We start from the raw sequence: 24,855 nt of genomic DNA, 5'->3' as shown, positions 1-24,855 counted from the left end.
GACCTGACACCGAACATGCTCTCAAAGCATGTTCGAACCACCATCATCCGAGGTCAGGCAGCAGAAATCGGCGATTCTATACACACATTTTGGCCTTTAACCCGCATGTCGCGACCCGTGCCTCGTGTCGCCTTGGCTGCAACCCGGCGACACGAAGGCTGGGTCGCGACACGCGTGGTCGGGGTCAGAGGGGCGGGGCGGGGCGCGGTGGGGGAGTCAGCCGGTGGCGACGATGAAGGGCACCAGGATCTCGGCGACGGTCCAGCCGCCGTGGTGGCCCGGCATCATGGTCTCCATCGGCTCACGGAGACTGCGGGTGAGCAGGGTGTCGAGGCCGGGCACGGCCACGACGTCGCCGATGCGCTCGGCGACGTGCGCGGCGGCGGTGGCGCCGAACCACTGCTCGGCGAGCACCTGGTCGCGGGTGGCCACGTGCGCCTGGCCGTCGAGTTCGCTCGACCATCGCGCGAACACCTCGTCGCACCGCCCGGGCTCGGCGTACACGTGGCGAGCGCGTGCCTCACCGGCCACCGCGCGCACGCCTTCGGTGAGGACCGGGGAGGTGTCGATGTCGATGCGTCGACCGGCGGTGATCATGCCGTGATCGCCGGTCACCACCAGGGTCGCGCCCGGAGGCAGCGCCGCGATGATCGCGGCGACCACGTCGTCGATCCGGCGCAGCCGCTCCAACCACTCCGGGGTGCCCGGCCCCCACCGGTGGCCTGCCGCGTCGAGGTTCGGCACGTACCCGTAGATCAACCGCGGCCCCCGATCGCCGACGGCGAGCAAATCGACCACCTGGTCGCGGACGGCACCGGGCGACGATGCGTCGCGATAGTCCGCGGGCGTGCCGTAGGCGGCGCGGGTGAGCCCGGAGCCGCGGAACAGTTCCGGCATCAGGGTGATCACCCCGGCGCCGGCGTGGGTGAGCTCGTCGAAGGCCGTGGGCATCGGTTGCACGTCGGTGGGCGCGAACACGCTCTCGGCGGGCGGCCCGTCGGCGGTATCGAGCGTCCAGCGCAGGGCGTTGAGGGTGTGTTCGACGGCCGGGTCCAGATCCCGCGGGGCGAAGCTGTAGCCGAGGATGCCGTGCTCGGCACAGGGCAGCCCGGTGGCCAGACTGGTGAGGCTGGTCGCGGTGGTCGACGGAAAGCCGACCCGCATGGCCATCGCGCGATGGCTGGCCATCGCCGGGGCGAAGACCGAATGTTCTTGTAGCAGAACATCTCCCAGGCCGTCGACCATCAGCACCACGACGGTGTGACTGTCCGGGACGGGCAGGGGGCGGTCGGTGCCGAAACCGAGGGCGCTGGACACCGATCCGGCGAGGTCGGCGAGAGTCGGGTCGTCGGTCCAGGTTCCGGGGAGCAGTTCGTGGAGGCGATCCATGCCCTCGACGCTACGGAAGACCGGCGTCCATATGGCCCACAATGGGCTATATGGACCAGAGCACGCCGTCGGCCGACTACCCGGAAGCCGCCACCATCGCCGATTTCGAAGCCAACCTCGCCGCGGTGCACGCGAACATCGCGGCGGCTGCGGCCCGGGCCGGTCGCCGCGCCGAGGAGGTCCGCCTGTTGCCGATCTCCAAGACGGTCCCGGCCGAACGAGTGCGCTTGGCCGTAGCGGCCGGCTGTCGGCACCTCGGGGAGAACAAGGTGCAGGAGGCCAAGGCCAAGGCCGCGGCGCTGGCCGACCTGGACCTCTCGTGGTCGGTGGTGGGCCACCTCCAGACCAACAAGGCCAAGGACGTGGTGGCCTTCGCCGACGAGTTCCAAGCCCTCGACAGCGTTCGGGTGGCGCAGGCCTTGGACCGCCGGTTGCAGGCCGCCGACCGCACCCTCGACGTCCTGGTCCAGGTGAACACCTCGGCCGAGCCGCAGAAGTACGGTCTGGACCCGGACGAGGTGCCCGAGTTCGTGCGCGGCCTCGCCGAGTACCCGACGCTGCGCGTGCAGGGACTGATGACGCTGGCGGTGTTCTCCGCCGACACCGACCTGGTGCGACGCTGTTTCCGTCGGCTCCGCGATGTCCGCGAACGGGTGCGCGACATGGACGCGGACCTGCTCGGCGCGGGCGAGTTGTCGATGGGCATGTCGGGCGATTACGAGGTCGCGATCGAGGAGGGATCGACGTGCGTGCGCGTCGGCCAGGCGATCTTCGGCGCCCGCGCGACACCGGACAGCCACTATTGGCCCTCGGCTGTCGGGCCCGCATCCTCGTGACACTAGTGTGAACGACACCAGTGTGAGCGAGCCGATCGATTGGATGAACTGTGACTGAGGCCAACAACGGAACTGCACGCGAGGGTGACGCCCGCGCCAACACCATCGACGGGGTGCTGCGCCGCAGCGCCGCGATCAACTCGGGCCGGACCGCACTGCGGTTCGACGACCGGGAGCTGAGCTACGCCGACCTCGACGACGCGGTCTCGCGGGCCGCGGCAGGTCTGCTCGCCCTCGGCCTGACGGCCGGCGACCGCGTCGCCGCCTACGGCACCAACTCCGACGCCTACGTCATTGCCTATCTCGCGGCGGCGCGCGCCGGGCTGGTGCACGTGCCCATCAACTACGCGCTCACCGGCGAGGAACTGAGCTACCTGCTGGCACAGTCGGGTGCGCGCGCAGTCGTCGTCGACCCGACGTTGGCCGAGTCGCTTCAGGCCGTGTTGGGCGATACGTCGGTGGAGCATGTGCTGCCGCTGCGCGACGCGGCCGGTTCGCTGCTGGAGATGGCGACCACCGGTGAGGTGCCCCAGCTCGAGTCGGCGGCCTCCGGTGAGGAGCTGGTGCAGCTGCTCTACACCTCCGGCACCACGTCCAAGCCCAAGGGTGCCATGATGACCCACCGGGCGCTGGTGCACGAGTACACGTCGTCGATCGTCGCGCTCGACCTGGCGGCCGACGACAATCCGCTGATCTGCATGCCGCTGTACCACTCGGCCGGCATGCACGTGTTCATGGTTCCGTACCTTGCGGTCGGGGCCACCGTCACCCTGCTGCCCGCACCGGACATCGGCCAGATCCTGCGAATCGTCGAGGAACAGCGGATCGGCTCGCTGTTCCTGGCGCCCACCGTGTGGGTGCCGTTGGCCGCGCACCCGGACCTGGACACGCGCGATCTGTCGTCCCTGCGCAAGGCCCAGTACGGCGCATCGATCATGCCGGTCACCGTGCTCAACCGGTTGCGCGAGAAGTACCCCGACCTCGGCTTCTACAACTGCTTCGGACAGTCGGAGATCGGTCCGCTGGCCACCGTGCTGCGCCCGGAGGAACACCAGGAACGGCCGTCGTCGGCCGGTCGCGCGGTGCTGTTCGTTCAGACGCGCGTCGTCGACGCCGACGGCAACGACGTGCCGGACGGGGAACCCGGCGAGGTGCTCTACCGGTCGCCGCAGCTGTGCGAGGGCTACTGGGATAGTCCGGAGGCGACCGAGGCCGCGTTCGTCGGCGGCTGGTTCCACTCCGGCGACCTGGTGACCCGCGACGCGCAGGGCTACCTCACCGTGGTCGACCGCATCAAGGACGTGATCAACACCGGCGGCATCCTGGTCGCCTCCCGCGAGGTGGAGGACGCCGTCTACACCCACGACGCGGTCGCCGAGGTCGCCGTGATCGGTGTGCCCGACGAGAAGTGGATCGAGGCGATCACCGCGGTGGTCGTGCTGCGCGACGGCGCGCAGGTGACCGAAGGCGACCTGATCGCCCACGTGAAGGAGCGGTTGGCGCCGTTCAAGGTGCCCAAGGCGATTCGCTTCGTGGAGACGCTGCCGCGCAATCAGAGCGGCAAGCTCCTCAAGCGCGAGTTGCGAGCCTGACCAGGTAGGTCGCCGAGCGGGCGACGTTGGGGTCCTCGTCCTCGCGCAGCCGCCGCAGCGCGGCCAGCGCGGGGGCGCCCGGCAGTTCCGCCAGGGTCTGTGCCAGCCGCAGCCGGGCTCCGTCGCCGACAGGTCGGCGATCGAGCTCGGCGATCACCTGCTCGGCCACCTCGTCGACGGTGCCGCGGTGCGCGGCGAGCGCACCCAGTGCCTCGGCGGCCTCGACGTCGGCCACGTCGTCGATCACCATGCGCAGCAGCACCGGCCGTGCGGCGTCGCTGCCGCGCGGACCGACGGCCAGCGCGGCGCGCTGCCGCACCGCCGGATCGGGGTCGTCGAGGAGAGCGGTCAGCGCCGCGGTGGCGGCCTCGGACTCCAGATCTGCCAGTGCCTGCGCCGCGCGTCGCCGGACGACGGGGTCGGTGTCGTCGAGTGCGCTCAGCAGCGCACCCAGCGCCGCATCGCCGGTGCGCCGCAGCGCCCAGCGCAGGGCGCCGGCCGTGTTGGTCTCGCTCTCGGCCAGCACCGCCTCGGCCAGCGGCCGGGCGAGGCGACTCGCGTCGTCGTCGTTCATCCCGAACGCGCTGAGCTGACGGCGCACCGGGCTCGCCGATTGCAGCCCGCGAAGGAGCGGCAGCAGGTGCACCACGTCGGCCCAGCGCTGCGGGTCCGCGGTGCGCACCTCCCGCAGTCGACGCAGCAGGTTCTCCTCCTCGGCGAGGCGTTCTTCGGTGCCGACGATCAGCCGGTCGAGCAGATCGGCCGGTGAGTACTCCGAATCCTCCAGCGCGGCAGCCACTTCGGCGAGCGACAGCCCCAGACTCCGCAGACTCTCGATCTGAAACAGTCGCTCCACGTCGCCGTCGGAATACACGCGGTAGTCGCCGGTGGTGCGCGCAGACGGGCGGAGCACGCCGATCTTGTCGTAGTGGCGCAGCATGCGGACGCTGACCCCCGAGCGCTGCGCCACGTCGCCGATCAACACTTCGTCTACACCTCGTCCAGTCCGGCGTCGGGGTCCTCGAGCAGCCGCAGGGTGGCGGCCGCATGGGCACCGACGGCCTCATTCTCGCTTGCGGCGGCCACCCGCAACGGGGTTTCGGCCACCGGCCCGAGCGCGGCCAAGGCACGACTGAGGCTGCGGCGCAGCGGCTTGTCGCCGCGGCCGAGCCGGGCGACGAGCGTCTCGGCGAGCGCGCTCCGCTGGTCGGTCGGAGCCAGGATCACCGCGGCCCGCCACGCGCTGGTGGCGATCTCGTCGTCGGGGTCCTCGAGCAGCTCCGGGCTCACCGCCGACCAGCCCCGCGGGTCGCCGATCTTCGACAGTGTGTGCAGTGCTTGGCTTTTCGCCTGCGGGCCGCCGTCGTCGACCGCGGACAGCAGCAGCGGGACCGTGAGGTCGGGGTCGTGCCGCACTAGCGCCCAGGTCAGCATGTCCCGGACGAAGAAGTCCGGTTCCAGCGCGCACCGATGCACCAGCAGTGCCGGGTAGTCCGCGGACGGGTCGGTGCCTGCGGCGAGCGCGGCACGCAGGCGCGCCGACGACGACGGTGCAGCGAGCGCGGTCTGGACGAGCGCGAGGGGAGGCGTGGCGGTCATGGGTTTTTCCTTTCGATCCGTCCCCAGTGCACCGGCTGACACGGTGTCAGGGTCAAGGAAACGCCGCGCGCGGGCCGGATCATCGGGAGAATCGAGGCATGGGTACCGGGAACCGAATCCGCTGGGCGCTGTCCCTGCTGACGCTGAGTCTGGTGGCCGGGTGTACGGCCGAGGACACGGCGTTGCCGGGCGCCGCCACCGTCGAAGCCGGGGCGACGGTGGTCACCAGCCGCCTCGACGCGCCGTGGTCGATCGCGTTCTACGGCGACACGCCGCTGGTCAGCGAGCGGGACTCCGGGCGCATCCTGGAGGTCGACGACACCGGTGGCACGCGGGAGGTGGCCCGGATCGACGGAGTGCTCGCCCGCGGCGAGGCCGGTCTGCTCGGGCTGGCGGTGCGTGGGGACGAGCTGTACGCCTACTACTCCACCGACACCGACAACCGCATCGAACGCTTCGACATCGAGGGCAGCGCCGGCGGGTTGTCGTTGAGTGGCGGGGACATCGTGTTCGACGGGATTCCCGTCGCCATCAACCACAACGGTGGACGCCTCGCGTTCGGACCGGACGGCCTGCTGTACGCCACCACCGGTGACGCCGCCCGCCCGGAATCGGCCCAGGACCCCGACTCGCTGTCCGGGAAGATCCTGCAGATTCAACCCGCGCAGGCGGGCGCACCGGCGCGCACGCGGGTGTATTCGATGGGCCACCGGAACTCGCAGGGGCTGGCGTGGACGCCGGACGGCACGATGTTCGCGGCCGAGTTCGGGCAGGACACCTGGGACGAGTTGAACGTGATCGTCGAGGGCGGCAACTACGGGTGGCCGGTGGTGGAGGGTATCGCCGGTCGCGAGGGCTTCATCGATCCGGTTCAGCAGTGGACGCCGGGCCAGGCCAGCCCGAGCGGGATCGCCTTCCACGACGGCGTGATCGCGATCGCGAACCTGCGCGGGCAACGCCTGCGGACCGTCGCCACCTCGGCTCCGTGGACCACCACGGACACGCTGGCCGGCGCCGGTCGCCTGCGCGATGTGGTGGTGGCACCGGACGGCACGCTGTGGGTGCTGACCAACAACACCGACGGCCGCGGACGTCCGTCCGGCTCCGACGATCGGATCCTGCGCGTGCAGCTCAGCCCTGACGCCGCCGAACCATCTCGGTGATCCAGATCGGCGCGTAGGGCCGGAGGGCGGACAGGCGCAGGCAGGACAACGGCGATAACTCTCACGTCAACGACCGGTCCGGCGAGGAAATCACCTCTTCGAAGTAACGGCTGCGGTTCGTCGTATTTGTAGCAGGAGCTATTGCTATGGTGCGCGTGTGATTAGTGGTGCCTCGCCGAAACGTGGACTCCGTGCGCGATTCGGCACCGTGCTAACCGGCGGTAAAAGGGGCGGATCGGAGGTAGGAATGCAGCCGAGCGGACCCGCCCAAACCCTTCCGTCGGAGGGGGTTTCCGTTCCGCGGGGTGGGCGCTCTTCGAAGTCAAGCGGATATGAGTCTCCGCCCAAGGCGGATTCGAAGCCTGTCTCGGCGGCATCCGAAACCGTTACCGGCGCGACTGTGGCTGGCCCAGTCGAGCCGACGGCTGTGGGCAGCGACGATTTCGATCGTGAACTCGATCAGTACCGGCTTGTTGCCGAGCAGCTCACTGCCCGGCTTCAGGAACTCGACGGGAAGATGGACGAGTGTCGCGATGGCGGTGATCTGTTGGTGGACTATCAACGCTACGCGAATGAGCACGATCAGGTGCGAAAGAAGCTCGTGGCGCTGGCTGCGGCGCGACGAAAGTACATCGAGGACCGGGACCGGCTCATTGCCTGGGGGCCCACCGGCGATCGAGTGGTCGCAGGGTCGATCGTCACCGTCAAATACCTCAGCGGCGAACTCGCAACCTTCGTTCTGACTCAACGTCCTTTCGACAGCGAGTACGAAGTGGTTCCCTACGGTTCGCCGATCGACATCGCCATCCGTCGGCGTCGAAAGGGCGACCGCGTGTCGTTGCCGGCGGGTGCGCTCCTGGTCATTGAGGATGTCCGACCAGGGTTTCGAGGTGCGCGGTCCGGCGGCGAAGTACGGGCTGAGACTCCCGATCCAGCGCTGACAGCGCGGGCCGCTATGCGTCCGTCTACCGGTGCCGAACCCGCAGGGTGGTTGACGCAGCAGAAGTGTGGTGACAAGACGTACCGGGAAGACCTGTATCGGCGCCGATTCGAGCCCAATGTGCGGCAGATCAACGACTACGTCGAAAGACTGCGTGCACAACGATCAGGTGCATTCATTCCCTACTTGTCCGCCGAGTACGGAGGAGTGAATGCTCGCCTGCTGACCCTGTATCAGGATCCTGGTCCACAAACCGATCCTTCGAACCCGCTCGGTTCGGGGATGCTCAGCCTAGAGAACGCAGACCTTTCAGCGGCTCGAGCGAAGTACTTCCTGGACCGTGCAGGGATCGACGTGTCAGAAATCGTGTCGTGGAATGCCTATCCATGGACGAAACCGCACCCGCAGACTCCCGACACTGACCGTGAGGCTGCACTGGCCCTCGTCGGATTCTTAGGTCTGGTTCCAGATCTTGCCGTTGTCGTTCTGAACGGGAAAGTGGCACAGAGAATTTGGAAAGTCGCGAAGCAGATCGACCCCGGGGTTGGGAATAGAGTGACCGCATACTCGACCTTCCACCCGAGCCCCCGCGTCATCGATCCGGCGGAGAAGTCGCCGGAGTATATTGAGATGGTCAATCAGGACATCGAGAAAAAGTACATCGCGGCCCGCCGTCGACTCCGTGCGAAATGGTTGGGTGGACACTGAGGATCCTCGAAGCAACAGCTCCGACGATCGGATCCTGCGCGTGCAGCTCAGCCCTGACGCCGCCGAACCATCTCAGTGATCCAGATCGGCGCGTAGGGCGAGGTGCAGTTGGGTGCGGTGGGGTAGTCGCGCAGCACGCCGAGGCGTTCGCCGATCGCGAGCGCGCGTGCCCGGCGGCCCGGATCCTCGATACCGATCTGGGCCAGGCAGGTGTTCATCGCCCACTGCAGCCGGTCGGGTGCCTGGGCCATCTCGGCCTCGATCACGTCCAGCAGACCGTCCAGATCGAGGCCGTCCGGATTGCGCACGACGCGGTCGGCGGTGAGCGCCCAGCCGGCGCTCGCCACCACCGGATCGGCGTCGGCCAGCCACGCGAGGCGCAGCTGTTCGACGTGCGGACTCTTCTTGACCACGTAGTTGAGCAGCCAGTCGTGCACCTTCGGGGTCCGGGCGCCGCGCAGCATGGCGTCCAGGTCGGCGTCGTCGAACTGCTTCGGACGGCACACCAGGATCGCGAGGAGGCGAGCGGCGCTGTCGTCGGTGGCCCACAGGCGAGTCGCCAGGTCGGGCTGGGCCTTGAGGCGCTTGGCCACCGCGCGCAGGGCCGTCAGATTGACCCCGTGATCGTCGTCGTGGCGGAGGTTCACGGCGAGAATCTTGGGGTCGTGGAGCGCCCCGAGCTCGGCCAGGACGTCGTCGAGGAGGGGTGCGGTCATGGCGTTGAGCCTAGCGCGGGGCAGGAAGGCGATCGGGGCGCTCAACGCGCGCCGCGTACCCTCGTAGCCGTGGTTGATCTCGCATATGTCATCGCAGGTTCGGAGGCCACCGGCGGTGCCGGGTTGCAGGCGGACTTGAAGACCTTCCAGGAACTGGGCGTCTACGGCGTCGGCACCATCACGTGCATCGTGTCCTTCGATCCGAAGAACGGCTGGGGACATCGTTTCGTGCCGGTGGAGCCGAGCGTGATCGCCGACCAGTTCGAAGCCGCCACCGGCGTTTACGACCTCGACGTGGTCAAGATCGGCATGCTCGGCACCCCCGCGACGATCGACGTGGTCGCCGAGTCGCTGGGTAGTCGCTCCTGGCGGCACGTAGTGCTCGACCCGGTGCTGATCTGCAAGGGCCAGGAACCCGGCGCGGCACTGGACACCGACACCGCGCTGCGCCGGAAGGTGCTGCCGCTGGCGACCGTCGTCACCCCCAACCGCTTCGAAGCGCAGATCCTCTCCGGCATGGAGCAGATCGAGTCCGAGGCGGACCTGATCGAGGCCGCCCGCCGCATCCACGCGCTGGGGCCGGCCTACGTGGTGGCCAAGGGCGGGGTCGACCTGCCCGGCGACGATGCCATCGACGTGCTCTACGACGGTCAGTCCGCGACCGTGTTCCGCGCCCCGAAGATCGGGCAGGAGCGGGTCTCCGGCGCCGGCTGCACGCTGGCGGCTGCGATCACCGCGGAACTGGCCAAGGGCGTCGACGTGGCCGACGCGGTGGGCTTCGCCAAGGAGTTCGTCACGGCGGGCATCGCCGCCCGCGTCGGCGGTCACGCACCGTTCGACGCGGTGTGGCAGGGCGGTTACGTGGAGCAGCTGAGCCTGGACGCCTAGCGGCGCTGCTCCGACGCGGGGTGCGCCGGTGCCGCGATGACGCCGGCACCGCGCAGATACCCCAGCAGACCGGTGGTCAGGGGCAGCTGTTCCAGCTCGGCCGGGGACACCCAGCGGACTTCGTCGGCGTCGTCGCCGGACCGCAGTTCGCCGCCGATCACGGTGCCCGCGAAGTCGTGCACCTCGAAGATCTCGTCGTCGCCGAACGGGACGGTCGCGGTCCACAGTTCGTCGCCCACGATCACCTCGAGCCCGGTTTCCTCGCGGACTTCGCGCACCGCCGCCTCGGCGAAGGTCTCGCCCGGCTCCACGTGCCCGCCGGGCACCGACCAGCGGCCGCGCTGCGGGTCGTGGCCGCGCTTGACCAACAGCACGCGGCCGTCCTCGTCGACGAGGACCACACTGGCGGCGAGCACGATGCGCATCCGTCCACCGTAGCCGCGTCAGTCGAGGAGGATCCGACGCAGTACCTCGGCTTCGCTGATGTCCGGCTCCTTGGTGGCGGTCAGCAGCGTCAGGGGCCCGTCGGCGGCGTACTCGCGGAGCCTCGTCAGCGCCGTGCTCTGCGCCTCGTCGTCGGCGAGTTCGTTGCGGTAGCGGCGCGCGAACTCGTCGAACTTGGCCGGATCGTGGGCGTACCACTTGCGCAGGTCGGTCGACGGCGCGACGTCCTTGCACCACTCGGTCAGTGCGGCCCGGTCCTTGCTGACCCCGCGCGGCCACAGGCGGTCCACCAGCACGCGCGCCCCGTCGTCGTCGGCCGGATCGTCGTAGATGCGGCGCACCCGCACCGTCGGATCACTCATGGTCGTCCCCTTCTCCCTCCTCCGCGTCGCTTCCGACGACGGCCAGTTCCTTGGCGCGGTTCAGCACGCGCTCGAGCATGTCCGGGATGAGCCGCCCGGTGAACGTGTTGTGCTGGCTCACGTGGAAGCAGCCGACCACGGTGAGGTGACGACCGTCCGGGTGCTGCAGCGGCACCTCGACGCCGTGCTCGAATTTCGGGCGCGGCCGCGGCACCTGCCACCCCGCATCCACCAGCACCGACAGCAGCGCCTGCCAGCCGAAGGCCCCGAGGACGACCACCGCGGCGACCGTCGGCGCCAACAGTTCCAGTTCCCGGGCCAGATACGGCGAGCAGGTGCGCCGTTCGGTCGGCGTCGGCTTGTTCTGCGGGGGTGCGCAATGCACCGGTGAGGAGACCCGGGCGTCGAGCAGGCGCAGACCGTCGTCCGCGGAAACGGCGGTGGGTTGGGTGGCCAGGCCGACGGCGAACATGGCGGCGTAGAGGAAGTCACCGCTGCGGTCGCCGGTGAACATGCGGCCGGTGCGGTTGGCGCCGTTCGCGGCGGGCGCCAGCCCGAGCACGAGGATGCGGGCGTCGGCCGGACCGAACCCGGGAACCGGTCGGCCCCAATAGGTCTGGTCGGCGAACGCGGCCCGCTTCTCGCGCGCCACCTGCTCGCGCCAGGCCACCAGGCGGGGGCAGGCGCGACACGTGGTGATCAACGCGTCGAGCTCGCCCAGGTCGGCCGTGGTGCCGGCGCGGGTCGGTGCGGTCTGCGCGCGGGACGCCATGACCTCACGGTAGCCCCGACCGGAGGTCGATGCCTGGCAGAATGAGGGCGAGCCGAACGCGACCGAGCCCAGACCGGAGGAGAACCATGAGCCGTAGAACCGTGCTGGGGTCGTGCGTGGCCGCATTTGCGGCGACCGCACTGCTGGCGCCGAACGCCACGGCCGCCCCGAGCGTCGTCCAAGCCAACCCCGTGGCGGACGGTGCTCGCGCCCAACTACTCGGCTTCCCACTGGCTCGCGGAACGGCGGGGCTGACCACCGAACTGGCGGTGGCTTACACGCTGGCCGAACGTGCGGCGCACGGGGCGGGCGTGCCGTTGTCGATCAACTCCGGCAAACGCAGCCGGGCGGAGCAGGCCGCACTGTGGCGCGAGGGGATCGCCACCTACGGCAGCGCGGCGGCCGCCCGGCGCTGGGTGCTGCCGCCCAACGAATCCACGCATGTCACCGGGCGGGCGATCGACGTCGCCCCGCGCGCCGGTGCCGCGTGGCTGCAGCGCAACGGATCCCGCTACGGATTGTGCCGGACCTTCGACAACGAATGGTGGCACTTCGAACTGGCGACTGTGCCCGGCACACCCTGCCCGCCGCGGGTGCCCGATGCCTCCGTGCGACGGCGCTGACTAGCCCTCACACCCTTCCCTACGTAAGGATGTACCGGTGCCCGAGTATCTCTCGTACGAAGAGTTCGGCCGCAACTTCTTCGAAGTAGCGGTCACCGAATCGCGCATCGGCGCGGCCTTCAGCGCGATCGCGGGTGAAGAATTCCAAGTCGGACCCCTGCCTGCGGGTCCCGGCGGCGTGGTCAAGGTGGTCGCCGACGTGCGGATCGCCACTCCCGAGATCACCCGCCACGTCGGGGAGCTGATCACGTTCACCGTCAAGCTTCCGCTGGCCATCGGGCTGCTGATCGACCTCAAACTCGACCGCATCCATTACGACGTCGAAGGTCTGATCACGCTGCCGCTGACGGTGCGCTGCGCCAAGCCGCTCGAACTGCGCATCGAGGTGGATCCGCCGGCCCCGCGCGATGTGGTGGTGGACGTGAACTCGCGCAACATGCGTGGGGAGATCATCCGCAACCTCGCGCAGGTCGATGCCGAGATCCGCCGCGTGATCGCCAAGACGGTGGCCGAGGAGATCGATAAGCCGGACGTGCGCAAGGCACGCTACATCGACGTCGCCGCCGAACTCTCGCGTGCGCTCGAAGGCGCCACCGAGCAGGAAGCCGAAGCCCTCGCCGAGGTCGGCGACGTGGCGCAGGCGGAGGCCGCGGCGGCGCTGTTCGACGACGAACCGCACGGTATCCGCGCCTTCGAGTGACCGCCGTCGGCCCTAAGCCTGACGCCGGCCGGATTTCCTGGTTGGCTGGAGGCATGGCGAACGACGAGAGCAACGATCAGGGCACGTATGTGCTGGCCGATCAGCCGTACGAACGGGACACCCGCTACATCGAGACCCGGATCACCCGCGACGGCGGCGACGGCTACCCGGTGGAACCCGGACGCTATCGACTCGTCGTCTCCTACGCCTGTCCGTGGGCCAACCGTGCCATCATCGTGCGACGGCTCCTCGGCCTGGACCGGGTGATCTCCATGGGCGTGTGCGGCCCCACGCACGACAAGCGGTCGTGGACCTTCGACCTGGACCCGGGCGGTGTGGATCCGGTGCTCGGCATTCCGCGGCTGCAGGATGCCTACTTCGCGCGGATTCCCGGCTACCCCAAGGGCATCACCGTTCCGGCCATCGTCGACGAACGCAGCGGTGCGGTGGTCACCAACAACTTCCCGCAGATCACCCTCGACTTCGAGACCGAGTGGGTCGACTTCCACCGACCGGGCGCCCCGGTCCTGTACCCGGAGGATCTGCGCGAGGAGATCGACGCGGTCAACGCGGTGGTGTACCGGGACGTGAACAACGGCGTGTACCGGTGCGGTTTCGCCGGTTCGCAGAGCGCCTACGACGCGGCCTACGATCAGCTCTTCAGCCGCCTGGACTGGCTGTCCGAACGCTTGGCCACCCAGCGCTACCTCGTCGGCGACACGATCACCGAGGCCGATGTCCGGTTGTTCACCACGCTGGCCCGGTTCGATGCGGTCTATCACGGGCACTTCAAGTGCAACCGGGAGAAGCTCTCGGAGATGCCGGTGCTGTGGGCGTATGCGCGCGACCTCTACCAGACGCCCGGTTTCGGCGACGAGACCGACTTCGACCACATCAAGCGGCACTACTACGAGGTGCACCGCGACCTCAATCCCGCCGGCATCGTTCCGAAGGGCCCGGATCTGTCGAACTGGAACACCCCGCACGGGCGCGAGTCGCTCGGCGGTCGGCCGTTCGGCGACGGCGAGCCGCCCGCTCCGAAGTAGCCCCGAGGGTCCTGCGCGGAGCGGCCGGTGCGGGGCGGCTTTTCCCTGGTGAGGGAATAGTTCGGCGCCGGTGACGGTTGGAACTCCTTGGGAGACAAGGAGGTCCGCGGAGTGCGGGTTGGCAGGGGAGCACGGTTCGGCAAGAGTCAGACATTCGCAGCGTTAGCGGTACCCAACTTCCGCATGTACGTCACCGGCGCCTTCGTCTCGAACATCGGCACCTGGATTCAACGCGTCGCTCAGGACTGGCTCGTCCTGCAACTGTCCGGCGGTTCGGCGATGGCGGTCGGCATCACCACCGCGCTGCAGTTCCTGCCCGCACTGCTGCTGTCGCCGTTCGGCGGCCTCCTGGCCGACCGCGTGAACAAGCGCAAGCTGCTCATCTTCACGCAGTCGTGGATGGCGCTTTCGGCGCTGGGCCTCGGTGCGCTCACCGTCGCCGGCGTCGCCGAGACCATGCACGTGTATCTGTTCGCCTTCGTCTTCGGCATCGGCGCCGCGCTCGATGCGCCGGCCCGCCAGTCCTTCGTCTCGGAGGTGGCAGGCACCGAGCATCTGACCAACGCGATCGGCCTGAACAGTTCCTCGTTCAACGCGGCCCGGCTCATCGGACCCGGTATCGCCGGCCTCATCATGGCCTCGGCGGGCGTCGGCTGGGCGATCCTCACCAATGCGGTCAGTTACCTGGCCTTCCTGCTCGCCCTGGTGCTCCTGAACCGGAGTCAGCTGTCGCCTTCGGAACCCGTGGCCCGCGCGAAGGGCCAACTGCGCGAAGGATTCTCGTACGTCCTGCACCGCGCCGACCTGGTGATCGCGCTGGGCGTGGCCTTCGCCGTCGGCACGTTCGGCATGAACTTCCAGATGACCAACGCCCTGATGGTGCGGGGCGAGTTCCACATGGGCGCGCAGGCCTACGGTCTGCTCGGCTCGATCATGGGGATCGGCTCGCTACTGGGCGCGCTGATCGCCGCGCGCCGCGGCAAGGTGCCCAGCCTGCGCTTCGTGGTGTCCTCGGCGATCGTCGTCGGCGTCATCATCACCGCGTCCGGGTTCGCGCCGAACTACATCTGGTACGCGATCAGCCTGCCGATCACCGGACTCGTCGTGCTGCTGACCCTGACCGCGGCCAACATGTACATCCAGACCAGCGTGGACCCGCAGGTGCGCGGCCGGGTGATGGCGCTCTACATGACGGTGCTCATGGGCGGCACCCCGATCGGTGCGCCGCTGCTCGGCTGGCTCGCCGAGATCTTCGGTGCCCGGGCGTCGCTGATCGGCGGCGGTCTGCTGCAACTGCTGGTGATCGCCGCGGTGGTGCTGGCCGTTCGTCGTCGGGCCGCGGCGGCCGACCAGCCGACGCCGTCGGTAGCCGAGGAACTCGAGGAGATCGACGTGGTGGAACTCAACTCGTCGGCGTCCACCCCAGCAGCACCGCCAGCAGCGAACCCGCCAGCACCACCGCGGCGAGCACCAGTGACCACGCGGTGACGATCACCACCAGCCACAGCGTGCGCAGATAGACGGGCATGAACGCGGCGAGCAACGGCTGTCGTTTCGGGTCCGGCGCCACCCGGCCGGTGAACGAGCCCACCAGTCGGGCCATCTGCCACAGACTGCGCGGCCGCCACATCGACGTCGGCCCGGTGGCGATGGCCGCGATGTCGGTCAACTCGGTGCCGGCGCGCACGTCGTCGACGTAGTCGCGGGCCTGGCGGGTCAGCGCGTCGGGGCGCTCGATCGCGCGGGTCAGCGGCGTCAGGCGACGATGCACCAGCACCGGCAGCAATGCGGCGGGTAGGCACAGCAGCACCACCAGGATCACCCCGATCGGCAACCTCCACTGGTCGGCATGGCGCCAGGACAGCGCGCCGACCACCATGGCGAGCACGCCGAGGCCGGCAGCGAGCGCGGCGACGGTCAGCAGCAGGGCCCGCAGTCCACGACCGGTGATTGCCAGGCTGCGCGCGAACCGGTCGGCCACCGTCCGGGAATCGGGCATGGCTCACTGTACCGACGGCCCGGCGCACCGGTAGCCTTGCGCGAGTGTCCGGAAGCGCTTTGAAGACCACCAGCCCGCAGCCGATCAAGTCGGTCAACGCCCGCCTCGCCGAGGAACTCGGCGTCGCCGAAGGCCAAGTCGCCGCGGCGGTGAAACTGCTCGACGAGGGGTCCACCGTCCCGTTCATCGCCCGCTACCGCAAGGAAGTGACCGGCAGCCTCGACGACGCGCAGCTGCGCCAGCTGGCCGAACGCCTCACGTACCTGCGGGAACTCGATGAGCGGCGCGTCGCCGTGCTGGCCTCGATCGAGGAGCAGGGCAAGCTCACCGAGGCGCTGCGGACCGCGCTGCTGTCCGCGGACACCAAGGCCCGGATCGAAGACATCTACCTGCCATACAAGAAGAAGCGTCGGACCAAGGCGCAGATCGCCCGGGAAGCAGGCCTGGAGCCGCTCGCCGACGCGCTGCTCGCCGATCCGTCGCTGGTGCCCGACGAGGCCGCCGCCGCGTACCTCGGTGAGGACGTGGCCGACGCCGCCGCCGCGCTCGACGGCGCGCGCCACATCCTGATCGAGCGGGCCGGAGAAGACGCCGAACTGGTCGGCGCGGTCCGGGAGAAGTTCTGGGCGGGCGGTCGTCTGGCCACCGAGCCCAAGTCCGAGCAGATCGCGGCCACCCCCGCCGCGCAGAAGTTCCGCGACTACTTCGACTTCAGCGAATCCCTGGAGACCATGCCCAGTCACCGGGTGCTCGCCGTGCTGCGTGGCGAGAAGGAGGGTGCGCTCACCGTCGCCTTCGACGGCGGCGAGGACGAGGAGTACATCACCCTGGTCGCGGCCACTCTGGGCATCGATCGGAGCGCCCCCGGTGCGGCCACCGACTGGCTGGCGACCACCGCCCGCTGGGCGTGGCGCACCAAACTGCTGATCTCGGCCACCATCGACGCGCGTCTGCGGGTGCGCAGCCGCGCCGAGGAGCAGGCCGTCGCCGTCTTCGCCACCAACCTCAAGGATCTGCTGCTGGCGGCCCCGGCCGGTTCCCGGCCCACCTTGGGCCTGGACCCCGGGTTCCGGACCGGCGTCAAGGTGGCCGTGGTCGACGGGACCGGGAAGTCCCTGGACACGGCGGTGATCTATCCCCATCAGCCCGCGAACAAGTGGGATCAGTCCAAGGCTGCTCTCGCGGCGCTGATCGCCAAGCACGACGTCGAGCTGGTGGCGATCGGCAACGGCACCGCCTCCCGCGAGACCGATGCGCTGGCCACCGAGCTGATCGCCGATCTGCGCAAGGCCGGCCGCGTCGCTCCGGCGAAGGCCGTCGTCTCCGAGGCGGGCGCTTCGGTGTACTCGGCCTCGGAGTACGCCTCGGTCGAACTGCCCGACATGGACGTGTCCCTGCGCGGCGCGGTGTCCATCGCGCGCCGACTGCAGGACCCGCTGGCCGAACTGGTCAAGATCGACCCGAAATCCATCGGCGTGGGCCAGTACCAGCACGATGTGACGCCGGGAACGCTGGCCAAGAGCCTGGACGCGGTGGTCGAGGACGCGGTGAACGCGGTCGGCGTCGACCTCAATACGGCGTCGGTGCCGCTGCTGTCGCGGGTCTCCGGGGTCACTCCGGGCCTGGCCCAGGCCATCGTGAATCACCGGGACGGACTCGGGGCCTTCGGCAGCCGGAAGTCGCTGCTCGACGTTCCGCGGTTGGGTCCCAAGGCCTTCGAACAGTGCGCGGGCTTCCTGCGTATCACCGGTGGCGACGACCCGCTGGACGCGTCCGGCGTGCACCCCGAGTCGTACCCGGTGGTGCGCCGGATCCTCGATCGCACCGGACTGACCCTCGGCGAGTTGATCGGCAACACCCGGACTCTGCGGACGCTGCGGCCCGCGGAGTTCGCCGACGAACGTTTCGGTGTGCCCACCGTCACCGACATTCTGAGTGAGCTGGAGAAGCCGGGTCGCGACCCGCGTCCGGCGTTCGCCACCGCGACCTTCGCGCAGGGCGTGGAGAAGGTGGCCGACCTCAAGCCCGGGATGGTGCTGGAGGGCGTGGTGACCAACGTCGCCGCGTTCGGCGCCTTCGTCGACGTCGGGGTGCATCAGGACGGTCTGGTGCACGTCTCGGCGATGAGCGACAAGTTCGTCTCCGATCCGCACGAGGTGGTGCGCTCGGGCCAGGTGGTGAAGGTCAAGGTGTTGGAGGTGGACACCGACCGCCAGCGCATCGGTCTCACCCTGCGGCTGAACGACGAACCCGGCGACAGCGGCAAGCGGGGCGGACGACCGGGCGGCAACCGGCCGGGCGGAAAGCCCCAGGCCGGTCAGGGCCAGGGTGGCAAGGCTCAGGGCGGTCAGGGTCAGCGCGGGCAGGGACAGCGCCAGTCCGGTGCCAAGCGAGGAGGCGGCGCTGGACGGCCCGACAGCGGTGCGGCCGGCGGTTCCATGGCTCAGGCGCTGCGGGATGCGGGCTTCGGCCGCTGACTTCGGCTCGCGACCGCACACCGACCCCGGGTGGCTGCCCTGCGCGGCCTCCCGGCGTAGCCACCTGGGCGAACTCGTCGCTCAGGTGGAAGGGGCGTAGAAACCGTCCCGTCCTGAGGCGGGCCGGCGAACAACCCGGATAGAACCCTTGTGCCTAGGTTATGTGAGGCGTATCATAGGAGCAGGGGAGGGGTCGACAGTCCCTAACTTGCGGAACATGAGTGGCCGGGTGACCGATCGTCGCGCGGCTCGACCGGTTCCACCGCTATTGGCTTCTCGTGACCTGAGGAGTGTGCGTCATGGACGCAGCAGCTCTCACCGTCTTCGCCGACCTGATGGCCGACGACCTCACTATCCCAACCGGTACCGACATCGAAGCGCCGGTGAACCTCGGGCGGTTCCTGGCCCGAGCGCGGGCGGTCGACGACGACCGCGAGCTCCTGGCCGTGACCGCGGCGTTCCTCCGTCTGCGCAATGTGGCCGACTACTCGGTCGCCGCGGCGTGCGCCGCGATCGAGCGCGTGGGACTGCCGGCCCGGAAGCATGTGCGTTCCGCCGCGGCGATCATCATCGAGCTCGGGGCGGCCCCGGCGGTGGCCTATCGCGCCGCTCGACTCGGGCAGGCGACCGCCGACGAGAACCTGGTCTCGGTGACCCGTGGCTTGCGTGACGGTGCGGTGTCGGCCGAGAAGGGCGACGCCGTGGCGTCCGGCCTCGGACACGTGGCCGGCCGGGTGGACCTGTCCGATGACGATCGCCGGAAGATCGTGCATTCGCTGATGGTGCAGACCTCGCCGGCGCGGGTGAAGGAAAAGGCTCGCGCGTGGGCGATCAAGCTGGCCCCGGAGGTTCCGACGGACGGGGAGGTTCCGGTCGCCGAACGTGACGATCTGAATGAGATGGCCCTCAACCGGACGGACGACGGCCGGGTGGCGGTGACGATCGACTTCGACATCGTGGCGGCCGAGGAGCTGAGCGCGGCGTTGGATCCGTTGACGCGGCCCGTGCCCGAGCCCGATGGTTCTGCGGATCGGCGGTCGGCCAAGCGGCGGCGCGCGGATGCGATGGCCCAGGTGATCCGCACGTATCTGGCGCATTCGGAGCGCCCCGAATCCGGGGGAGTGCTGCCGCACGTCACCTTGTCGGTGCCAGCGGCGGTGGTGATGAACGGGCAGGTACTGGATTCCGTTGCGGGACAGACGATCTCAATTCCGAGGTCGGAGGACGACACGGCGGTGCCGTGGCTCGGCTTCGGCGGACCCATCTCGGCGCGGACGGCGGAACTGATCATGTGCGAGGCGTCCGTGGCGCTGGCGCTGCTGGACGAGCACGGTGTGCCGCTGAACGTCGGTCGAGAGAAGCGACTGTTCACGCCCGGTATCCGCAAGGCGCTGGTCCTACGGGACCGTGGTTGCGCCTTTCCCGGTTGCGGTGTTCCGCCGTCGTGGTGCGACGGACACCACGTGGAGCATTGGGAGCATGGCGGCGTGACGAGTCTGGACAACGGTGTCCTGCTCTGCCGTCGGCACCACACGGCGATTCATCACGGTGGGTGGGAAGTGTTCATCGGCCACGATCGGCAGCCGTGGTTCGTGCCGCCGGCCGATCCGGAGCATCCGAAGCGTCGTCGTGAACCTGTTCGGTCGAATGCGCGACGCACTTTGACGTTATCGGCCAGCGCCGCGTGAGGCGCTTTGGGTGAGTGTCGGGAGCGGTTCCCGGCGCGATGTGTTGTTTGAAAATTTCATAGTGTGCCCGCCGAGCCGACGGCTCCGACGATTTCCGGTGCGATGGCACAGGTGTTCGAGTAATCTCGGGTCATGACGAATTCTCTACGTATGGCCATGATCACCGTCGACACCACCGATGCGCGAGCGTTGAGTCGGTGGTGGCGGGACGCCTTCGACGCCACCGTCCTGGAAGAGAACGAGGGTTGGTTCGTGGTGCTGAGCCTGGGTGAGGGCTCACCGTTGCTGGCCTTCCAGCAGGTGGAGGACCCGGCCGGCGTCGAGGGGCCGCTCAGCGTCGAACCCGCCGAGCGCGCCAAGAACCGGATTCACCTGGACCTGGTGGCCCAGGACCGGGCGGCCACGGTGGACCGGCTCCTCGCGGCCGGGGCCGTCCTCGTCGCCGAGCGCGAGATGCCGGGCATGAGTTGGGTGACCCTGGCCGACCCGGACGGCAATCAGTTCTGCGTCGCCGCGGCCGCCGAGCACTGAGCGTCGGCGGCGCTGTCGGCTACAGGTCTTCCGAAGCGACGTAGCGGCGGCGCGTCGAGAGCAACTGCACCTCGGGGCGCGCCGCGGCGAGGCGTTCGACAGCGTCGAGCACGTCGACCACATGGGAGCGATCGGCGCTGACCACGGCCACGCCGAGGCCGGCGCGCCGGTGCAGGTCGCGATGCTCCACTTCGGCGACGGAGACGTCGTACTTGCGGGCGATCTCAGCGACGATCGGGCGGACCACGGAGCGCTTCTCCTTCAGGGAGTGCACATCGCCGAGTAGGAAATCGAATTCTACGGTGCCAATCCACATACTCCGAGGCACTTTAGCGCAGGCGCACCCCGGTGGGATAGAGGCGAGCGGCGAGCGCCCGCTTGTCGTCGACGGCGCGGCGCACCTCGTCGGGGGTGTAGCCGCCGGCGTCGGGACGCGCCGGAATCGGGTCGTCCCCGGACAGGATGGGCCAGCGGCTGCCCAGTGCGGCGAGCGAAGCGTGCTTGGTGCCGTAGTAGTCCGGCTTGGGCACGATCGCCACTCCCGAATCGCCTGCGGCGGCCGCGAGGAGATGCGGATGGAAGCGGGTCGAGAGCCAGGTGGCGCCCTGCCCGACCGGTAGCCCGTCCCGCCAGACGTCCAGGAAGGTCTTGATCCGAGCTCCCTCGAGTCGATCGCCCATCAGGGTCGGTACGGCCATGTCGTAGCCGGGGATGGCTTCGACCACGGTGACCTTCTCCGGCGGTACCGCCCAGGCATCCAGCGTGTCCGTCAACAACGCCGCCAGCGCCTGCGGTCCGGCCGCGCTGCCGCGGTGGAAGTCGTCGGTCAGGTCGCTCTGCGCGCAGAGCACCACCTCGCCGGTGGGCGCCGCCCCCGCGGGTTGCCGCAGGCGCGGGGACAGCCAGGCGTCGTCCCCGTGCTGGGTGGCCGAGCCGATGCCGTCGAGCAGCTCCAGCGACGGCCGATCCCGGACGTCGAAGACCGTGAACTGCGCCGCGTCGGTGAGGAATCGTTCCAGCGCGGGTCCCTCGAACGCCGGGATGAGGCCCTGCCCGGTGGCCACGGCTCGGGCACCGGTGACACGGGAGACCTCGGCGACGGCCGCCACCAGGGACATCTGATGCGGCCACACGCGATTGAGGTAGCCGCCGCCGACGAGGTGAATGGTCTTGGCGCGCAACAGCATCTCGACGCCGGACCCCTCGGCGGGGGCCACCCCGAAACGACTGGCCGCCGCCGCTACCCATTCCCACGGGCGCTCGGGGTCGATGTCCGGATTCTCCGGCGCCGAGTCCGCGTGCTGCGTCAGCTCCCAGAGGGTGTTGACGAAGATCGCTCGCGGATTGGCGTGGCGCAGAAGCAGGTTCGCCGACCCCGGACGCCCGCAGTCGACGACGACGGTGGCCAGCGGGCGGTGCCGCGCGAAGTAGCGCAGCCACGCCTCGGTGATCAGTTCGTCCCCGTAGTTCGGATAACCGGCGGGACCGACCAGATAGATCAGGTCATGGAACTCGAAGGCACGCCGGGCTTGCCTGCGCAGGGTGGACAGGCGGGCGGCAGGTGAGGTGCTCACGGTCGACAGGGAAAGGGCTCAGTCCTCGGTGTCGCCGATGAGGGTGGCGACGTGATCGGGAACGAACTTGCTCAACGACCGCGGCGGGCGCACGTAGTTGCCCGACGACAGCGGGCGCTTGGGCAGCTTCACCGCGGGGCTGGGCACGTTGGTGTACGGAATGGTCGAGAGCAGGTGCGCGATCATGTTCAACCGCGCCGCCTTCTTGTTGTCCGACTCCACCACGTACCAGGGGCTGGCCGAGGTGTCGGTGTGCACCATCATCTCGTCCTTGGCGCGCGAGTAGTCCTCCCAGCGGTAGATCGACTCCAGATCCATGGGGGAGAGCTTCCACTGGCGCACCGGGTCGTCACGGCGGGCCCGGAACCGGCGAAGCTGCTCGGCGTCGGACACCGAGAACCAGTACTTGCGCAGCAGGATGCCGTCGTCGATCAGCATCTGCTCGAAGATCGGGGTCTGTCGAAGGAAACGCGTGTGCTCCTCGGGGGTGCAGAAACCCATCACCTTCTCGACCCCGGCGCGGTTGTACCAGGAGCGGTCCAGCAGCACGATCTCACCGGGCGCGGGCAGATGCGCGACGTAGCGCTGGTAGTACCACTGGCCCTTCTCCCGGTCGGTGGGTGCGGGCAGGGCCGCGACCCGAGCGACGCGGGGGCTCAGGTACTGGGTGATCCGCTTGATGGCGCCGCCCTTGCCCGCGGCGTCGCGACCCTCGAAGATCACCACCACGCGCGCTCCGGTGGCGCGCACCCATTCCTGCAGCGCGACGAGTTCGGTCTGCAGGCGGAACAGTTCCGACTCGTAGGCCTTCTTGGACAGCGTCTCGGTCGGTGTGGACTTCTTCTTGCCCTGCTTGCTCATTGCTCAAATCCTCTAGTGGTGGTTTCGGGGGTGAAGGCGGCGTGCGTCAGAGAGCGTCCACCGCGGCGATCTCCGCCTGCAGCTCGGCCACCGAGGCGTCGATGCGGGCGCGCGAGAAGTCGTTGATCTCGAGCCCCTCGACGATCTCCCAGTCGGTGCCGTCGGAACGGACCGGGAACGAGCACACCAGCCCCTCGGGAACCCCGTAGACGCCGGGGGAGACGATGGCCGCGGAGGTCCAGCCGTCCCCGGCGGTACCCAGCGCCCAGTCCTGGACGTGATCGATGGTGCCGTTGGCGGCCGAGGCCGCCGAGGAAGCGCCGCGGGCCGCGATGATCGCCGAACCCCGCTGTGCCACCGTCGGAATGAAATCGTCCACCAGCCAGGCGCGGTCGGTGGCCAGCGCCTCGCCGGACAGTTCGCCGGCGCGGACGTGGAAGATGTCCGGGTACTGGGTGGCCGAGTGGTTGCCCCAGATGGTGACGCCGCTGATCGCGGTCACCGGCACCTCGGCGCGCCGGGCCAGCTGCGCGATCGCGCGGTTGTGGTCGAGGCGGGTCAGCGCCGAGAACCGGGAGCGGGGAATGTCCGGGGCGTGGCGTGCGGCGATGGCGGCGTTGGTGTTCGCCGGATTGCCGACCACCGTGATGCGGACGTCGTCGGCGGCCACCTCGCCCAGCACCTTGCCCTGCTCGGCGAAGACCGCGGCGTTGGCCGACAGCAGGTCCGCGCGTTCCATGCCCTTGGTGCGTGGCTTGGCGCCGATGAGCAACGCCTGCTGGACGCCGTCGAATGCGGCGCGCGGATCGTCGAAGATCTCCACCGAGGCGAGCTGCGGCAAGGCGCAGTCGTCGAGCTCCATGGCGATGCCTTCGGCCGCACCGAGCGCCGCGGGCAACTCGAGAAGGCGCAGGTGCACCGGCTGGTCGTGCCCGAGCATCGCGCCGGCGGCGACGCGGAACAGCGCCGCGTACCCGATGGTGCCTGCGGCACCGGTGACGGTCACGGTGACGGGGGCCTTGGTGAAGGCGGTTCGGGTGGGCATATGCACCTTTCGTCGGTACCTGGCGGGGTCGTGAGAATTACGGTGGAGCGGGTCAGTTCGCGCGCAGGCGCAGACCCACCTCGGCATCAGCATCGTTGGTGAGGGCCAGTTCGGCTCCGTCGACGCGGTAGGTGACCGCGCCGCGCAGGGTGTCGAGCACCGCGCGTTCCACCCGGCTGATCTCCGGCTCGCACGCCATCTTGGTCGCGCCGACGCCGGTGAAGGTGATCTTGTCGCCGGATACCTGTGCCGAGCCGTGGAAGTTGTTGCAGCCGGTGAAACCTGCGACGGTGCCGTCGTCGGAGATCCGCAGATTGGGCGCCGACTCCTCGATGGCTCGCGAGGACTCGACCGCCTGCGCGGTCACGATGCTCGTCACCGTCCACGTGGTGCCGGTCAGTGCGGTGTTCGCGCGCTCGGTGAGCGTTACGGCGCGTCGGTCGTCGCCCTCGCCGCGGCTGAGGGTGAGCGTGGTGGCGTTCGGAGTCGACCAGGTCAAGGGGCCGGACAGGAAGTCGGCCAGCCAGGCGTCGGCCTGCTCGGCTGGCCCCGGGCAGGCCATCATCGTGGAGGCGAGCTGTCCGGGGGTCATCGTCGAACCGGCGAAGGTCACTTCGCCCATGTGCCGATTGCATCCCGCGGTCGCCGCGATCCGTCCGGGCTGCGGGAAGGAGATCTCCAGCGGTCCGCCGCCGGGGATCGCCGATCCGGTCACATCGGTGGACAGGAAGGTCTTGCCGACCAGCGACGACGGGTCGGACTCGGCGGCGGCCTCGTGGGAGGAGCAGCCGGTCAGGGCGGCCGTGGCGACCAGTGACAGAACCGCGCTGAGGCGGAAGATCCTGCGGTATGCGCTCACACAGATAACGGTAGTGCACCGAGCCTGCGTCTGTGTCGGCTCG

The 24,855-nt window shown here is 69.3% G+C and carries 25 protein-coding genes; 12 read left to right on the top strand and 13 right to left on the bottom strand.

All coding sequences use genetic code 11. The annotated features are described in order from the left end of the window. Positions 1-216 precede the first annotated feature (216 nt). Positions 217-1,389 carry an alkaline phosphatase family protein gene (locus tag ACFFJD_RS12190; protein ID WP_382364448.1) on the bottom strand — a complete coding sequence of 391 codons (1,173 nt, stop codon included), beginning with the start codon at positions 1,387-1,389 and terminating at the stop codon, positions 217-219. A 50-nt stretch (positions 1,390-1,439) separates the two neighbouring features. On the opposite strand from ACFFJD_RS12190, the gene ACFFJD_RS12185 reads away from it, so the two are divergent. Then, positions 1,440-2,225, top strand: a complete 786-nt coding sequence (locus ACFFJD_RS12185; protein WP_382364446.1) for a YggS family pyridoxal phosphate-dependent enzyme — start codon at positions 1,440-1,442, stop codon at positions 2,223-2,225. Positions 2,226-2,275: 50 nt separating this feature from the next. Further along, entirely contained in the window at positions 2,276-3,817 is a 1,542-nt protein-coding gene (locus ACFFJD_RS12180; protein ID WP_382364444.1) for a fatty acyl-CoA synthetase, read from the top strand. Here the strand turns inward: ACFFJD_RS12180 and ACFFJD_RS12175 are convergent. Both ACFFJD_RS12175 and ACFFJD_RS12170 read right to left on the bottom strand, forming a co-directional pair. Then, positions 3,795-4,802, bottom strand: coding sequence for a HEAT repeat domain-containing protein (locus tag ACFFJD_RS12175; RefSeq protein ID WP_382364442.1), 1,008 nt, complete (start codon positions 4,800-4,802; stop codon positions 3,795-3,797). The two genes, ACFFJD_RS12180 and ACFFJD_RS12175, sit on opposite strands and share 23 nt — an antisense overlap. 5 nt (positions 4,803-4,807) lie before the next feature. Beyond that, positions 4,808-5,416, bottom strand: a complete 609-nt coding sequence (locus tag ACFFJD_RS12170; RefSeq protein WP_382364440.1) for a HEAT repeat domain-containing protein — start codon at positions 5,414-5,416, stop codon at positions 4,808-4,810. Between the two features lie 98 nt (positions 5,417-5,514). Here ACFFJD_RS12170 and ACFFJD_RS12165 point away from each other — a divergent pair, with 98 nt between their 5' ends. Continuing rightward, positions 5,515-6,579, top strand: a complete 1,065-nt coding sequence (locus ACFFJD_RS12165; RefSeq protein ID WP_382364438.1) for a PQQ-dependent sugar dehydrogenase — start codon at positions 5,515-5,517, stop codon at positions 6,577-6,579. A 427-nt stretch (positions 6,580-7,006) separates the two neighbouring features. Further along, on the top strand, positions 7,007-8,227 hold the full coding sequence (locus tag ACFFJD_RS12160; protein WP_382364436.1) for a uracil-DNA glycosylase family protein: 1,221 nt from the start codon (positions 7,007-7,009) through the stop codon (positions 8,225-8,227). Between the two features lie 47 nt (positions 8,228-8,274). Here the strand turns inward: ACFFJD_RS12160 and ACFFJD_RS12155 are convergent, their stop codons facing one another. Further along, positions 8,275-8,943, bottom strand: a complete 669-nt coding sequence (locus tag ACFFJD_RS12155; RefSeq protein WP_382364434.1) for a DNA alkylation repair protein — start codon at positions 8,941-8,943, stop codon at positions 8,275-8,277. Between the two features lie 69 nt (positions 8,944-9,012). On the opposite strand from ACFFJD_RS12155, the gene thiD reads away from it, so the two are divergent. Beyond that, complete coding sequence (gene thiD / locus ACFFJD_RS12150; RefSeq protein ID WP_382364432.1) at positions 9,013-9,831, top strand: bifunctional hydroxymethylpyrimidine kinase/phosphomethylpyrimidine kinase; 819 nt, start codon at positions 9,013-9,015, stop codon at positions 9,829-9,831. Here the strand turns inward: thiD and ACFFJD_RS12145 are convergent. Genes ACFFJD_RS12145 through ACFFJD_RS12135 form a run of 3 tightly spaced genes read right to left on the bottom strand, consistent with a single transcriptional unit; the run spans position 9,828 to position 11,409 of the window. Then, complete coding sequence (locus ACFFJD_RS12145; protein ID WP_382364430.1) at positions 9,828-10,256, bottom strand: NUDIX hydrolase; 429 nt, start codon at positions 10,254-10,256, stop codon at positions 9,828-9,830. The genes thiD and ACFFJD_RS12145 overlap by 4 nt on opposite strands. A gap of 18 nt (positions 10,257-10,274) precedes the next feature. Next, positions 10,275-10,637, bottom strand: coding sequence for a DUF488 domain-containing protein (locus tag ACFFJD_RS12140; protein WP_382364428.1), 363 nt, complete (start codon positions 10,635-10,637; stop codon positions 10,275-10,277). Beyond that, positions 10,630-11,409 carry a uracil-DNA glycosylase gene (locus tag ACFFJD_RS12135; protein WP_382364426.1) on the bottom strand — a complete coding sequence of 260 codons (780 nt, stop codon included), beginning with the start codon at positions 11,407-11,409 and terminating at the stop codon, positions 10,630-10,632. The genes ACFFJD_RS12140 and ACFFJD_RS12135 overlap by 8 nt, the downstream gene beginning before the upstream one ends. 86 nt (positions 11,410-11,495) lie before the next feature. Here ACFFJD_RS12135 and ACFFJD_RS12130 point away from each other — a divergent pair, with 86 nt between their 5' ends. The 4 genes from ACFFJD_RS12130 (at position 11,496) to ACFFJD_RS12115 (ending at position 15,266) form a co-directional block, all read left to right on the top strand. Then, complete coding sequence (locus ACFFJD_RS12130) at positions 11,496-12,032, top strand: M15 family metallopeptidase (RefSeq protein ID WP_382364424.1); 537 nt, start codon at positions 11,496-11,498, stop codon at positions 12,030-12,032. 37 nt (positions 12,033-12,069) lie between these two features. Then, positions 12,070-12,732, top strand: coding sequence for a hypothetical protein (locus ACFFJD_RS12125; protein WP_382364422.1), 663 nt, complete (start codon positions 12,070-12,072; stop codon positions 12,730-12,732). A gap of 53 nt (positions 12,733-12,785) precedes the next feature. Then, entirely contained in the window at positions 12,786-13,778 is a 993-nt protein-coding gene (locus ACFFJD_RS12120) for a glutathione S-transferase family protein (protein ID WP_382364420.1), read from the top strand. 111 nt (positions 13,779-13,889) lie between these two features. Beyond that, positions 13,890-15,266, top strand: coding sequence for an MFS transporter (locus ACFFJD_RS12115; protein ID WP_382364418.1), 1,377 nt, complete (start codon positions 13,890-13,892; stop codon positions 15,264-15,266). Here the strand turns inward: ACFFJD_RS12115 and ACFFJD_RS12110 are convergent. Further along, entirely contained in the window at positions 15,181-15,777 is a 597-nt protein-coding gene (locus ACFFJD_RS12110; RefSeq protein WP_382364416.1) for a hypothetical protein, read from the bottom strand. The two genes, ACFFJD_RS12115 and ACFFJD_RS12110, sit on opposite strands and share 86 nt — an antisense overlap. Before the next feature lie 44 nt (positions 15,778-15,821). Between ACFFJD_RS12110 and ACFFJD_RS12105 the strand changes: the two genes are divergently transcribed. The 3 genes from ACFFJD_RS12105 to ACFFJD_RS12095 all read left to right on the top strand — a co-directional run bounded on the left by ACFFJD_RS12105 (position 15,822) and on the right by ACFFJD_RS12095 (position 20,473). Further along, entirely contained in the window at positions 15,822-18,254 is a 2,433-nt protein-coding gene (locus ACFFJD_RS12105; RefSeq protein ID WP_382364414.1) for a Tex family protein, read from the top strand. A gap of 299 nt (positions 18,255-18,553) precedes the next feature. Continuing rightward, positions 18,554-19,942, top strand: coding sequence for an HNH endonuclease signature motif containing protein (locus ACFFJD_RS12100; RefSeq protein WP_382364412.1), 1,389 nt, complete (start codon positions 18,554-18,556; stop codon positions 19,940-19,942). A gap of 132 nt (positions 19,943-20,074) precedes the next feature. After that, the gene (locus ACFFJD_RS12095) at positions 20,075-20,473 is read left to right on the top strand and encodes a VOC family protein (protein WP_382364410.1); all 399 of its coding nucleotides are present in this window, start codon (positions 20,075-20,077) and stop codon (positions 20,471-20,473) included. Positions 20,474-20,492: 19 nt separating this feature from the next. On the opposite strand, the gene ACFFJD_RS12090 is transcribed toward ACFFJD_RS12095, so the two are convergent. From ACFFJD_RS12090 to ACFFJD_RS12070, 5 genes are read right to left on the bottom strand one after another with little or no spacing between them, the layout of a single operon-like run. Next, positions 20,493-20,789 carry a DUF503 domain-containing protein gene (locus ACFFJD_RS12090; protein WP_382364408.1) on the bottom strand — a complete coding sequence of 99 codons (297 nt, stop codon included), beginning with the start codon at positions 20,787-20,789 and terminating at the stop codon, positions 20,493-20,495. Between the two features lie 13 nt (positions 20,790-20,802). After that, positions 20,803-22,047, bottom strand: a complete 1,245-nt coding sequence (locus ACFFJD_RS12085) for a polysaccharide pyruvyl transferase family protein (protein WP_382364406.1) — start codon at positions 22,045-22,047, stop codon at positions 20,803-20,805. A gap of 18 nt (positions 22,048-22,065) precedes the next feature. Beyond that, entirely contained in the window at positions 22,066-22,908 is an 843-nt protein-coding gene (gene ppk2 / locus ACFFJD_RS12080; protein ID WP_382364404.1) for a polyphosphate kinase 2, read from the bottom strand. Between the two features lie 46 nt (positions 22,909-22,954). Continuing rightward, entirely contained in the window at positions 22,955-23,953 is a 999-nt protein-coding gene (locus tag ACFFJD_RS12075) for a malate dehydrogenase (protein WP_382364402.1), read from the bottom strand. Positions 23,954-24,005: 52 nt separating this feature from the next. Then, on the bottom strand, positions 24,006-24,812 hold the full coding sequence (locus tag ACFFJD_RS12070) for an META domain-containing protein (protein ID WP_382364400.1): 807 nt from the start codon (positions 24,810-24,812) through the stop codon (positions 24,006-24,008). Positions 24,813-24,855 lie beyond the last annotated feature (43 nt).

This window comes from Gordonia phosphorivorans (genome assembly GCF_042432625.1).
GTDB classification, from domain to species: Bacteria; Actinomycetota; Actinomycetes; order Mycobacteriales; family Mycobacteriaceae; genus Gordonia; species Gordonia phosphorivorans.
Note: the sequence above shows the minus strand (reverse complement) of the source record. Positions and strands in the feature narration are given on the sequence as shown.